The following is a 12,024-nucleotide window of genomic DNA, read 5'->3' on the forward strand; positions in this document are numbered from 1 at the left end:
TGGAGATGGCGGACGGCGACGGGCGCTATCTTCTGGGCCTGTGCGAGGAACTCTTCACCTTGCCGGCGGGCACCAGCCTGGATGTGGCCGGGCTCAGCGAGGCGGTGCAGAAGCGGGCGCCGATCTACGACAAGGGGCAGGAGGAGCATTACAACCTGCTCAGCTGCTTCCACAAAAGCCTGCGCGGCTCGGATGTGAATGCGGCCATGTATTGGGCGGCGCGGATGATGAATGGCGGCGAAGATCCCGGCACCATCTTCCGTCGCCTGGCCTGCTGCGCCTCCGAGGACGTGGGCATGGCCGATCCCCAGGCCATGCCGCAGGTGGTGGCGGCCTGGACCGCGTTTGAGCGGGTCGGCTGGCCGGAGGGTCGGCTGTTCATGGCCCAGGCCATCGCTTATGTGGCCACGGCGCCGAAATCCAATGCGGCCTATGCCGCGTTCAATGCGGCGCTCGCCTTGGCCCAGCGCACCGGCTCATTGGCCCCGCCCAAGTCGATCCTCAATGCCCCCACCAAGCTCATGAAGGAATTGGGCTATCACGAGGGCTATCGCTACGACCACGATTTCCCCGATGCCTATGCGGGCCAGGAATTCTTCCCCGAGGAACTGACCGGCGCCAACCGCCCGGACCTCTACCTGCCCAATGAGCGCGGCTTCGAGCGTGACGTGAAGAAGCGCCTCGACTATTGGGCGCGCCTCAAGGCAGAGCGCAACGGCGGGTGACCCCCAGCGGCCCTCGCGCCTCTCGCGGCGGTGCCGCCGGTGGGCATCAGTGTTCGAGATCTTTCTCGATCATCTTGTAGCTGCGGTCGAACTTGAAGTCATAGGTGCGGCCGTCATTGCACTTGGCGTCGTCCACCTCGTAATAGCCGTCGTCATCGAACTGCAGCCGGCCGCCGGTGCAGCCTTGGGCGGTCAGGGCCGCCACCAGCTTGGCCTGCTCATCATCGGTGACCGGGCGATCAGGGCCCGCCAGCGCGGCGGTCGAACACAGCACAAACGCAGAAATCGCAAGCAGCTGACGCATGGCAGAGCCCCTTCGCATTGGCACCGAGCCGCCATGGGGCGGTGTGACGGCGGCGATCTGAAGCTACGCAGCCCCGGCCTGCCTGTCATCTGCGGCGCGCAGGAGCGACGCAACGGTACGTCTTGCGGGGGGCACATGCGGTCCGTATCAAGGCGTTCGCAGTGCAGCAAACGGGGGCCTTCATGACGCCTGCCATTCTCGTCTTCCTCGGCGCCGGCTTCGGCGGGCTCATGCGCCATCTGGTCAATATCGGCAGCGTGCGGCTGCTGGGACTGCTGGACTTTCCCTATGCCACCATGGCTATCAATGTGCTGGGCTGCTTCCTCATGGGGGTGCTCACCGCCTTGTTCGCCATGCATATGGGGGAGGGGGGGCCGTGGACGCCCCACATCCGCTTGCTGCTGACCACCGGCATGCTGGGCGGCTTCACCACCTTCTCGACCTTCTCGCTGGAATTCGCCATGCTGTATGAGCGCGGCGCGCTCTGGCATGCGGCGGCCTATGCCGGCGGTTCCCTGGTACTGTGCCTGATGGCGGTTTTTGCCGGATTGGCGCTGATCCGGGTGATGTCCTGAGGCGGACGGGCGCCGTCCGGGCCGAGCTGCGCGCCAATTGCCCGTCGGCTCTGCGCGCTTAAGTCTGGACGCACGGGCGGATCTGTGTCGGATAGGCGCTGAACGTTCAAAAGGTGTCCCGCAGCATGGCGGTCGAGTTGAAAACAGTTACGGCGGACGAAGCAGGCTTGCGCCTGGACCGCTGGTTCAAGGCCCATTTCCCCGAGCTGTCGTTCGGCCACCTGCAGAAGCTGGTGCGCACCGGACAGGTGCGCGTGGATGGCGCCCGGATCAAGACCTCCACCCGGCTGGAGCCGGGGCAGGCGGTGCGCGTGCCCCCGCTCGGCGGCGAGGCCGGCGCGCTCCAGGAGGCGGCGCAAGAAGCCGCTCACGGGGCGGCCCGCGCCGCGCAGGGCGCTGACGCCGGCACGGAGGGCGATCCCTCCGGCGAGGAGGGGCCGTACCGCAAGCCCCGCACCGTGCGCACCAATCCCGACGGCACCCCCATGGCGCCGAAGCCCAGCGCCCGCCGCGAGCAGACCGACAAGGAATTCCTGCGCTCCATCACCTTGTATGAAGACAAGGACGTGATGGTGCTGAACAAGCCCATGGGGCTGGCGGTGCAAGGCGGATCCGGCACCTATCGCCATGTGGACGGCATGCTCGATTCGCTCACCGTGCGCGACGGCCAGAAGCCGCGCCTGGTGCATCGCATCGACAAGGACACCGCCGGCTGCCTGCTGATCGCCAAGACCCGCCTGGCGGCCTCGATCCTGGCCAAGAGCTTCCGCTCCCGCGAGGCGCGCAAGATCTATTGGGCGCTGGTGCCCGGCGTGCCCAAGCCGCGCCAGGGCCGCATCTCCACCTATCTCGCCCGCGAGGAGAGCGAGGAGCGCATGCGCGTCGCCCGCCACGGCGAGGAGGATGCCAGCCACGCCATCACTTATTATGCGGTGGTGGATCAGGCGGCCCAGAAGATGAGCTGGCTGTCGCTGAAGCCGGTGACCGGGCGCACCCATCAGTTGCGCGCGCATCTGGCCCATATCGGCCACCCCATCGTCGGCGATCCGAAATATTTCGACATCGAGAATTGGGAGTTCCCCGGCGGCTTGCAGAACAAATTGCATCTGCTGGCGCGCCGGCTGGTGATTCCCCATCCCAAGGGCAGCGGCTTCATCGATGTGTCGGCGCCCCTGCCGCCGCACATGGCGCAGTCCTGGGCGGTGCTGGGCCTGGATGCCAGCCAATACGACCCGATCCTGGAAGCGCCCGAGAGCTGACAAGGCTTTGCGCCTGTCCTGCGGCAGGCGCAAACCGGGGCGAAAGTCTTGCTGCAGTGCAGCGAACCCACTGTACCTCACTCTGAATGTTAGACCTTCGGCCAGACTTGCGGAATGGCAGCGTTTGCCTATGGTGCCGGCTCAATGGACAACTGGGGCAACACTGTTGTTCCGGCCAGAATCCTGATCTCCGGGGGAAACCAGATGACCTTTCTGCTCGCGCTCAGCCGGGCGATCGATGCCATCAACGTCCGCATCGGCCGTTCCGTCGCGTGGCTCATCCTGGTGGCGGTTCTGGTCTCCGCCATTAACGCGATCATCCGCAAGCTGTTCGATTCCAGCTCCAATTCCTGGCTGGAACTGCAGTGGGTGCTGTTCGCGGCGGTGTTCCTGCTGTGCTCGCCCTGGACGCTCATGGACAATGAGCACATCCGCATCGACATTCTCAGCTCGCGCCTGCGCAAGCGCACCCGCGACGGCATCGACGTGTTCGGCCATATCTTCTTCCTGCTGCCGTTCACCATCGTGATGCTGATCACCTCCTGGCCATTCTTCCTCAATTCCTATCGCATCAATGAGCAGTCGCTGAATGCGGGCGGCCTGCCGCAGTGGCCGGCGAAGATGCTGGTGCCGCTGGGCTTCCTGGTGCTGTTCTTCCAGGCCATTTCCGAACTGATCAAGCGGGTCGCCATCATGCGCGGCCAATTGGACGACCCCAACGACCGTGCCGGAGGACATCTGGCCTCCGCCGAGGCGGAAGCCGCGCGGCTGCTGGCCGATGTGGAGGCGACCCGCCTCCTTGCCGACACGCAAAAGTCCTGAGGGGAACCGCATCATGACCGCGAACCGCGTCTTCAAGGCGGGCCTTCTGTGCGCCTTTGCGCTGGCCCTCACCTTCGGCTTCTCCGACATGGCCTTCGCCGCCGATGGCGGGGTACGGGCCTTCATCACCCACAACATGGCGCCGATCATGTTCGTGAGCCTGGTGGGGTTCCTGCTCCTGGGCTATCCGGTGGCCTTCGCGCTCGCCGCCAACGGCCTGGTGTTCGGCCTCATCGGCATCGAATTGGGCCTGTTCCGGCCGGACTTTCTCCAGGCTCTGCCGGAGCGCGTCTATGGCACCATGAACAATGAAGTGCTCCTGGCGGTGCCCTTCTTCACCTTCATGGGGCTGGTGCTGGAACGCTCCGGCATGGCGGAAGACCTGCTGGACACCATCGGCCAGGTATTCGGCTCCATCCGCGGCGGTCTTGCCTATGCGGTGGTGTTCGTGGGCGCCTTGCTGGCGGCCACCACCGGCGTGGTGGCAGCGTCCGTGATCTCCATGGGCCTGATCTCGCTGCCGATCATGCTGCGCTACGGCTATGACCGCCGGGTGGCCTCGGGCGTGATCGCGGCCTCCGGCACCCTGGCGCAGATCATCCCGCCGTCGCTGGTGCTGATCGTCATGGCCGACCAGCTCAACCGCTCCGTGGGCGACATGTATGAGGGCGCCTTCGTGCCCGGCCTTCTGCTGGCCGCGCTGTATGCGGGCTATATCTTCCTCGTCTCCACCATCTTCCCCAAAGCCACCCCCGGCCTGCCGCTGGAGGCGCAGGTGCTGCGCGATCCGCAGCAGAAGATGGGCCCCTCGCGGGTCTTGGGCGCCATCGCCGCCGCCGGCTTTGCGGTGCTGATCGCCACCGGCTCGCTGCCGGGCCTCACCGCCGGCCTCATTCCCGGCGTCGCCAATCAGGCGGTCTGGGGCGTGGTGGCATTCGTGCTGCTCTATTTCATCATGTCGGGCACCGCCCGGCTATTGACCCCCTCGCTGTTCCTGGCGCTGTCGGCGTCCATCGCCATCGCCATCGTCACCATGGAGCGCAGCGGCCTGCGCATCGGCTCCGATTATGTGGTGCTGGCCATGTCGGTCACCGTGGCGGTGGCCTTCGCTGTGGCGGTGGTCAACCGGGTGCTGCGCCTCAAGCTGCTGTCCAAGCTCGCCGAGCAGGTGATCTTCGTCATGGTGCCGCCGCTGGCGCTGATCTTCCTGGTGCTGGGCACCATCTTCATCGGCGTCGCCACCCCCACCGAAGGCGGCGCCATGGGCTCGCTGGGCGCCATCCTCCTGGCCACCGCCCGCGGCCGGCTGAAGTTCGACCTGCTGAAGCAGGCCACTTATTCCACCGCCAAGCTCTCCGCCTTCGTGCTGTTCGTACTGCTGGGCTCGCGGGTGTTCTCGCTGACCTTCTATGGCGTGGATGGCCATCGCTGGGTGGAGGAACTGCTGGTGGGCCTGCCCGGCGGGCAGACCGGCTTCCTCATCGTCGTGAACATCATGGTGTTCCTGCTGGCCTTCTTCCTCGATTATTTCGAGTTGGCCTTCATCATCATCCCCTTGCTGGGGCCGGTGGCGGACAAACTGGGCATCGATCTGATCTGGTTCGGCGTCATGCTGGCGGTGAACATGCAGACCTCGTTCATGCATCCGCCGTTTGGCTTCGCCTTGTTCTTCCTGCGCTCGGTGGCGCCCAAGGTGCCCTATCTGGATCGTCTCACCGGCAAGCGCATGGAGCCGGTGACCACGGGCCAGATCTATTGGGGCGCGGTGCCGTTCGTGTGCATCCAGTGCCTGATGGTGGCCCTCATCATCCTGTTCCCCGGCATGGTCACCCACTACAAGAGCAGCGCCGTGCAACTGGAGCAGGGGGCGGTGCAGAAGCAGTTCGACAATCTCTCGCCGGACCTCAACGCCCCGCCGCCGCCGACGCTGGACTTCGGCGCCCCGAAATAGCCCGATCGTCACGCCACCTTGATCACAGCCCGGCCCCCGCGCCGGGCTGTTCTGCGTCCGGGGGCGTAGGCTCGCGCGTCCGGGTCTGCTAAACGGGGCGGCCATCCTGCTCGGTGTCCGCTGCGGCACGCGGGCGGATCGTGTTGATAATCCGCAGGTTTGCGAGACGGAGGTGCCCATGTCCCCACAGCCCGACACCTGTCCAGGCTGCGGCGCGACGGTGCATCCCGAGGCCTTGTATTGCGCCGCCTGCGGCACCGCTTTGCATGCCTCGCCCCGACGGTTGATGCCGCTGCTGGTGGGGGCATTGGGTGTGGTCGCCGCCCTGGTGGCCGGCGCGGGGGTCTGGGTTCTGCTGGAGCCCAAGCCGAGCGCGCCCACGGTGACCGCCGCCGCTCCCACGCCTATCCCCACGCCGCCGGCCCCACCCGCCGCCCCGGAGCCTGCGCCGCCGCCGGCCGCCAGCCTGGTGCCGCCGGTGGCGCCGCAGATGCCGACCCTGCCGGCACCGTCGGCCCAGCCCCCGGCACCCACTGCGGGCGGCGCTGAGACCTTGGCGCTGCCCACCACCCGGCCGGGCACGCCGCCGACGCCCTCCGATCCCGCGTCGCGGCGGGCGTTCGCCAAGACCACCCAGGACAATTTCGTCCAGAACGGCCTGGACATGGTGGTCGCCACCACGGGTCCGGAGGCGACCGTCCTGACCATGAAGTTCAACTTTCCCGCCAAGTCGGCGGTGGAACTGATCATCTCCGGGCCGTTCCCGCGCCAGTGCAAGACGCGCGGGTTCGAGAAAGTGCTGTTCACCGATCCCACCAACGCCTCTTGGACCTATGATGTGGCCACCGAGAAGCTGACCCAGAAATGAGCCCCGCCGCCGTGTCTCTCCCCATCCCTTCCATCGCCGCTGTGTCCGAAGACCCCATCCTGGTGCTGTTCGATTGCGACGGCACCCTGGTGGACAGCCAGCACATGATCGTCGCCGCCATGACGGATGCCTATGCCAGCCACAATCTGGTGGCGCCCGATCGCGCCCGTATGCTCTCCATCGTCGGCCTGTCGCTGCATGAGGCCTTCACGGTGCTGGGGGCGGAGGATCCGGAGTTTCCGGTGGCGGTGATGGTGGAAGCCTATCGCGATGCCTTCGTGATCCTGCGCGACCGCGAGCCGCCGGAACCCATGTATCCGTTCGCCCGCGACGTGCTCAATGATCTGCGCGGGCGCGAGGACGTGCTGCTGGGCATGGTCACCGGCAAGGCGCAGCGCGGGGTTGCCCGCGTGCTGGCGGCCAATGCCATGGAAGGCTGGTTCTCCACCGTGCAGACCGCGGACGACGCCCCCTCCAAGCCGCATCCGGCCATGGTGTTGCAGGCCATGGCGGAAATGGGTGTGGAGCCGCACCGCACCGTGGTGATCGGCGATACCAGCTATGACATCGAGATGGCGAAAGCCGCCGGCGCCCATGCCATCGGCGTCGCCTGGGGCTATCATCCGGTGGACAGCCTGCTGGCCGCCGGCGCCGACACCATCGTCACCGATTTCAACGCCGTGCCGGCGGCCATCGCCGCCTTGGTACCCCCGGTCCGCAGCGCGGCCTGAGGCGGGGGCCGGCCGGCGAATGCTCCTATGAGGACATCATGCGCGACATCCTGACCGACCTGGACGGCACCCCGGCGGACCCCACCGAGAGCATCCGGGCGGCCGGGCGCCGCACCTTGCCCAAGCGCTTCTACACCGCGGTGTCCACCCGCCAGGGCGAGGACGGTTTCGAGATCCTGCTGGACGGGCGCCCGGTGCGCACCCCCGCCAAGGCCAAATTGGCGGTGCCGCATTTGGCGCTGGCGGAGGCCTTGGCCCAGGAATGGGCGGCGCAGGGTTCCGAGATCGATCCCTCCACCATGCCGCTCACCCGCCTGGTGAATGTGGCCCTCGATGGCGTCGCCCGCGAACGGGCGGCGGTGGCGGAGGAGATCGTGCGCTACATGGGCACCGACCTGTTGCTCTATCGCGCCGAGGGGCCGGACAGCCTGGTGGCGCGGCAGGCGGCACACTGGGATCCGGTGCTGGACTGGCTGCACCAGAGCCATGGCGCCCGCTTCTTCCTGGCGCAAGGCATTCGCCATGTGGCCCAGCCGCAGGACATGTTGGATCGCGCCGCCGCTCTGGTGACCGTGGACGACGTCCTGGCCTTGACCGCCCTCAGTTCCATCACCGCCTTGACCGGCTCGGCCTTCCTGGCGGTGGCGGTGGCGCAAGGCGCCATCGATGCGGAGACCGCCTGGGCCGCCGCCCATGTGGATGAGGACTGGAATATCGAGCGCTGGGGCGAAGATACGGCCGCCGCCCATCGCCGGCTCACCCGCAACGCGGACATGCTGGCGGCGGTGCGGCTGCTGGAGTTGTCGCGCGGCTGAAGCCGCCGCCGGCCCCTTGCCGCCGGCGCGGCACGGGCCACACTGTCCTTCGTCTCTTGATCGGAGGTCGCGCCATGGCGCGTGCACCCAGGACCCGTGCCCTCACCACCCGTGCCCCCACCGCCCGCGTCGCCAAGCCGGCGGGTGCGGCGGCCGAGGGCGGGGCATCCGCGTCGGACGACCTGCTGGAGCAGTTCGCGGTGATCGGCGGGGCCGAAGTCCGCCGGATGTTCGGCGGGCGAGGGGTGTTTCGCGATGGCCTGATGTTCGCGCTGCAAGCGCGCGGCGAGCTGTTTCTGAAGGTGGACCCCGCATTTGCGGAGCGGATGGCTGGGCTCGGCTCGTCGCCCTTCCACTATGTCAGCAGCACCCGGGAGGTCACGCTGCCCTATTGGCGGCTCCCGGACGAAGCGCTGGACGACGACGATCTGCGCAGGGATCTCTTGCTTCAGGCGCTGGCGGTTGCCCATGCCGCCGCCGCCCGCAAGGCGCCCAAGAGCTCCGGGCGGGCGCCCAAGACCTCCGCCAAGGCCACGACTTCCACCAAGGCTAGGTCCGCCGAGACCGAGGCCCTTAGCACGCCGCCGGATTTCGATGCCCTGGGCCTCGCCGAGCCGGCATCTGCGCCGGATGCGGCACCCGCGCGCGCCCGCCGCGCCCCGAAGGCCGCAAGCGTCCCGCCCCGGCGCCCGCCGCGGACCTGAGCCTCGCCCGTAAAAAAAGCGCGCCACCGGGGCGCGCTTTCATGTGTCGCTGACGGCCGGATCGGATCCGGCCGTTGCCTCTGGCTGTCAGCTCGCCTTGACGCGCACGGGGCGCAGCAGGAAGGCGGGCAGGTGGGACATGTCCGCCGGCTCGCTGGCCGGGGCACGCTCGCGCCGGGGGGCGCGGCTGGCCTGGGCCGGGGCGGCTTCCGCTTCCGGGGTGCGGGGCGGACGGGGCGTGCGCGAACGCTCGGCCCGAGGCTCCTGCTCGGTGCGCGGCGCGCGGGGCTCGCGGGCCGGGCGACCTTCACCTTCGGCGCGGGGCGCGCGCTCGGCGCGGGCCTCACCTTCGGCGCGGGGCGCACGGGCCGCACGGGGCTCGCGCTCGGCCCGGGGCTCACGCTCCGGACGGGGTTCACGGTCTGCACGGGGCTCGCGCTCGGGGCGCGGTTCCCGCTCGGGACGGGGCTCGCGGGCCACGCGCGGCTCGGCCTCGCCCTCACGGGGCGGACGGGCCTCGGAGCGACCACGACCGGACCGTTTGGTCCGCCCGCTGTGCTCCTCACGATCGCCGCTGCCGCCGCGCTTTTCGCCGCTGCCGCTGCGCCGGTCATCGCTGCGGGCGCGCTTCTCGCGCGGCGGGGCATCGCCCAAGGGCGCGCCCTGCCAGACGATGGCGTTGCCGATCAGCTTTTCGATGGCGGAGAGCGACTTGGCTTCCTCGTGGGTGACGATGGTGATCGCCGTTCCCGCGCGGCCGGCCCGGCCGGTGCGGCCGATGCGGTGCACATAGTCTTCCGCGTGATGGGGCACGTCATAATTGAACACGTGGCTCACCGCGGGGATGTCGAGGCCGCGGGCGGCCACGTCGGAGGCCACCAGCAATTTGGCTTCGCCGGTGCGGAACTGGTCGAGGGCCTGGGTGCGGGAATGCTGGTCCATGTCGCCATGCAGGCACACGGCATTGAAGCCGTGCTTCTGCAGCGAGCGGTGGACCACCGAGACGTCACGCTTGCGGTTGCAGAACACGATGCCGTTCTGCAGCGCTTCGGCCCCATTGATGAGACCGCGCAAGGTTTCGCGCTTCTCGAAATCCTCGCGGCCGGAGGCGGCGAGGAGCTGGGTGACCGTGGTGGTGACGGAAGCCGGCTTGGAGACCTCCACCCGCACCGGGTTGGACAGGAACTGCGCCACCAGGCGCTGAATCTCCGGCGGCATGGTGGCCGAGAAGAACAGGGTCTGCCGGGTGAAGGGCACCTGCTTGCAGATGCGCTCGATGTCCGGGATGAAGCCCATGTCCAGCATGCGGTCGGCTTCGTCGATGACGAGAATTTCGATGCCCGACAGCAGCAGGCGACCACGTTCCACATGGTCGAGCAGGCGGCCGGGGGTGGCGATGAGCACATCGACACCGCGTCCGAGCTTGGCATCCTGGTCGCCGAAGGAGACGCCGCCGATGAGCAGCGCCACGTTCAGCTTATGGTTCTTGCCATAGCGGGTGAAATTCTCCTCAACCTGCGCCGCGAGTTCGCGCGTCGGTTCGAGGATGAGGGTTCGAGGCATGCGCGCACGTGCCCGGCCCTGCTCCAACATGGTGAGCATTGGCAGCGTGAAGGCTGCGGTTTTGCCAGTGCCAGTCTGCGCAAGGCCCAAAACATCTCGCCGGGCGAGAATGTGCGGGATCGCTTGCTCCTGGATGGGCGTGGGTTGGGTATAGCCCGTGGCCGTGACGGCCGAGAGGACTTTTTCGCTCAGGCCGAGTTCGGAAAATAACATTGCGTCGCTTGATGCGGCAGCGCCCCGCTGATCGAAGGTCCCGTGCCGTGTACGGGCCCAGACGAGTGGTCGTCGGTCGGCGCGCTTGGATTCGAATAAATCTCGGACGACACATTAGAAAATAGAAGCATTGTGCGCTGTGTCAATGTTTTAGCCATGCAGCCGCAGGCGGGATGCATCGCTTGCCATGCGCCCGCACGGCTTGACCCCGCGTGCCGGGCGGAAGACAGAGGCGGGCAGGGCGCGTTCCGGCGGCCTGCCGCCTCCAGTGTAGTGCCCATGCCCTTCCTGCTTATTCTTGGTCTTGCAGACTTTGCCAGCGGTTTTACCGTGCGCGCCGTCGATCCGATGCTGAATGTGGTGGCGGGGGATCTTCGCGTGTCTGTGCAGACCGCGGCCCTGCTGGCCAGCGCGTTTGCGCTTCCATATGCCGCAATGCAATTGGTCTTCGGCCCCATCGGCGATGCGTTCGGGCGGGTGCGCTTGATTCGCGTCACGCTCTCCCTGCTCACGGTGGGCCATGTGGCGTCGGCCCTTGCCCCCAATCACGACATGCTTCTGCTGGCGCGGATTTTCGCCGGCGGCTGGGCCGGGGGCATCATTCCGGTGGCTTTGGCCACCGTGGGCGACCGGGTGCCATTCGAGCGCCGGCCGGAGGCGCTGGGGCGTCTGCTGCTGGCGGTGGTGCTGGGGCAATTGTGCGGCGCCACCATTTCCGGGGTGATCGCGGCCTATTTCGGCTGGCGGGCGGTGTTCTGGACCGGCGCCGGGGTCTCGGCGCTGGCGGCGGTGGGGGCGATGCTGTTCCTGACCGAGATCGGCACCCGGCAGAAGCTGTCGGTGAAGACCGCCCTGGCCGGCTATGCCACGGTGCTGCGCAATCCGGTCTCGGTGCGGCTGTTCGCCATCACCGCCCTCGAGGGCGGGGTGATCTTCGGCGTGTTTCCGTTCGTGGCGCCGCTGCTGGTGGAGTTTCGCTTCGGCAATGCGGTGGAGGCGGGCATCGCCATCGGCGCGTTTGCCATCGGCGGGGTCGGCTACAGCCTCGTGGTGCGCCATCTCGTGCGGGTTCTGGGCCTCGGCACCATGGCGGCGGTGGGCGCCAGCGTGGTGGGGCTGTGCCTGATCGGGGTGGCATTTGCCCCCTCATTGCCGGTGGTGGTGGCGCTGTTCTTCATCTGGGGCTTCGGCTTCTACACCATCCACAACACCTTGCAGATCCTGGCCACCGAACTGTCGCCCACCGCGCGCGGCTCCGGCATTTCGCTCTATGCCACATCCTTCTTCGTCGGGCAGGCGGTGGGCGCGGTGGTGGCGGGGCTGGTGGTGACGGCGCTGGGCTCCAACGCCGGCCTGTTCGTGGGTGCCGGGCTCGCCATGCTGGCGCTGGCCTGGCCGGCCTCGCGGCTGGCGCCGTTCGCGGCACGGCTGAAGCGCACCGCTGATGCCGCAGCGCAGGCTGACGCGCCCGATCCGGTCGAGCACGTCTGACGG

At 67.9% G+C, this 12,024-nt stretch carries 11 protein-coding genes and 1 pseudogene; 10 read left to right on the plus strand and 2 right to left on the minus strand.

The features are described from left to right. Positions 1–725, plus strand: a pseudogene (locus AAG816_RS13675) (replication-associated recombination protein A); the annotation flags it as partial. Positions 726–771: 46 nt separating this feature from the next. On the opposite strand, the gene AAG816_RS13680 reads toward AAG816_RS13675, so the two are convergent. Next, positions 772–1,029, minus strand: a complete 258-nt coding sequence (locus AAG816_RS13680; protein WP_341990200.1) for a PepSY domain-containing protein — start codon at positions 1,027–1,029, stop codon at positions 772–774. 182 nt (positions 1,030–1,211) lie between these two features. Between AAG816_RS13680 and crcB the strand changes: the two genes are divergently transcribed. From crcB to AAG816_RS13720, 8 genes are all read left to right on the plus strand, one after another. Next, positions 1,212–1,604, plus strand: coding sequence for a fluoride efflux transporter CrcB (crcB, locus tag AAG816_RS13685; protein ID WP_341990201.1), 393 nt, complete (start codon positions 1,212–1,214; stop codon positions 1,602–1,604). Between the two features lie 125 nt (positions 1,605–1,729). Continuing rightward, positions 1,730–2,863: an RluA family pseudouridine synthase gene (locus tag AAG816_RS13690; RefSeq protein WP_341990202.1), complete on the plus strand. Its 1,134-nt coding sequence runs from the start codon at positions 1,730–1,732 to the stop codon at positions 2,861–2,863. A gap of 204 nt (positions 2,864–3,067) precedes the next feature. Further along, positions 3,068–3,685 carry a TRAP transporter small permease subunit gene (locus AAG816_RS13695; protein ID WP_341990203.1) on the plus strand — a complete coding sequence of 206 codons (618 nt, stop codon included), beginning with the start codon at positions 3,068–3,070 and terminating at the stop codon, positions 3,683–3,685. Positions 3,686–3,773: 88 nt separating this feature from the next. After that, positions 3,774–5,636, plus strand: a complete 1,863-nt coding sequence (locus AAG816_RS13700; RefSeq protein WP_341990274.1) for a TRAP transporter large permease subunit — start codon at positions 3,774–3,776, stop codon at positions 5,634–5,636. 178 nt (positions 5,637–5,814) lie between these two features. Next, positions 5,815–6,504, plus strand: coding sequence for a zinc ribbon domain-containing protein (locus tag AAG816_RS13705; protein ID WP_341990204.1), 690 nt, complete (start codon positions 5,815–5,817; stop codon positions 6,502–6,504). After that, a complete protein-coding gene (locus AAG816_RS13710; protein ID WP_341990205.1) occupies positions 6,501–7,235 on the plus strand; it encodes an HAD-IA family hydrolase in 735 nt (244 codons plus the stop codon). The genes AAG816_RS13705 and AAG816_RS13710 overlap by 4 nt, the downstream gene beginning before the upstream one ends. A 38-nt stretch (positions 7,236–7,273) precedes the next feature. Further along, positions 7,274–8,050 (plus strand): ATP12 family protein, encoded by a 777-nt coding sequence (locus AAG816_RS13715; protein WP_341990206.1) that lies wholly within the window; start codon positions 7,274–7,276, stop codon positions 8,048–8,050. Between the two features lie 74 nt (positions 8,051–8,124). Further along, entirely contained in the window at positions 8,125–8,754 is a 630-nt protein-coding gene (locus AAG816_RS13720; RefSeq protein ID WP_341990207.1) for a TfoX/Sxy family protein, read from the plus strand. An 87-nt stretch (positions 8,755–8,841) separates the two neighbouring features. On the opposite strand, the gene AAG816_RS13725 is transcribed toward AAG816_RS13720, so the two are convergent. Then, entirely contained in the window at positions 8,842–10,530 is a 1,689-nt protein-coding gene (locus AAG816_RS13725) for a DEAD/DEAH box helicase (RefSeq protein ID WP_341990208.1), read from the minus strand. A 279-nt stretch (positions 10,531–10,809) separates the two neighbouring features. Between AAG816_RS13725 and AAG816_RS13730 the strand changes: the two genes are divergently transcribed. After that, entirely contained in the window at positions 10,810–12,021 is a 1,212-nt protein-coding gene (locus AAG816_RS13730) for an MFS transporter (RefSeq protein WP_341990209.1), read from the plus strand. Positions 12,022–12,024 lie beyond the last annotated feature (3 nt).

The organism is Azorhizobium sp. AG788, from assembly GCF_943371865.1.
Taxonomy (GTDB): Bacteria; Pseudomonadota; Alphaproteobacteria; order Rhizobiales; family Xanthobacteraceae; genus Azorhizobium.

Bases quoted from the DNA above. Each gene is read 5' to 3' on its own strand.
- AAG816_RS13725 (WP_341990208.1), bottom strand. From the start codon at position 10,530: ATGTTATTTTCCGAACTCGGCCTGAGCGAAAAAGTCCTCTCGGCCGTC.
- AAG816_RS13710 (WP_341990205.1), top strand. From the start codon at position 6,501: ATGAGCCCCGCCGCCGTGTCTCTCCCCATCCCTTCCATCGCCGCTGTG.
- AAG816_RS13700 (WP_341990274.1), top strand. From the start codon at position 3,774: ATGGCCTTCGCCGCCGATGGCGGGGTACGGGCCTTCATCACCCACAAC.
- AAG816_RS13730 (WP_341990209.1), top strand. From the start codon at position 10,810: ATGCCCTTCCTGCTTATTCTTGGTCTTGCAGACTTTGCCAGCGGTTTT.
- crcB (WP_341990201.1), top strand. From the start codon at position 1,212: ATGACGCCTGCCATTCTCGTCTTCCTCGGCGCCGGCTTCGGCGGGCTC.
- AAG816_RS13695 (WP_341990203.1), top strand. From the start codon at position 3,068: ATGACCTTTCTGCTCGCGCTCAGCCGGGCGATCGATGCCATCAACGTC.
- AAG816_RS13690 (WP_341990202.1), top strand. From the start codon at position 1,730: ATGGCGGTCGAGTTGAAAACAGTTACGGCGGACGAAGCAGGCTTGCGC.
- AAG816_RS13720 (WP_341990207.1), top strand. From the start codon at position 8,125: ATGGCGCGTGCACCCAGGACCCGTGCCCTCACCACCCGTGCCCCCACC.
- AAG816_RS13680 (WP_341990200.1), bottom strand. From the start codon at position 1,029: ATGCGTCAGCTGCTTGCGATTTCTGCGTTTGTGCTGTGTTCGACCGCC.
- AAG816_RS13715 (WP_341990206.1), top strand. From the start codon at position 7,274: ATGCGCGACATCCTGACCGACCTGGACGGCACCCCGGCGGACCCCACC.
- AAG816_RS13705 (WP_341990204.1), top strand. From the start codon at position 5,815: ATGTCCCCACAGCCCGACACCTGTCCAGGCTGCGGCGCGACGGTGCAT.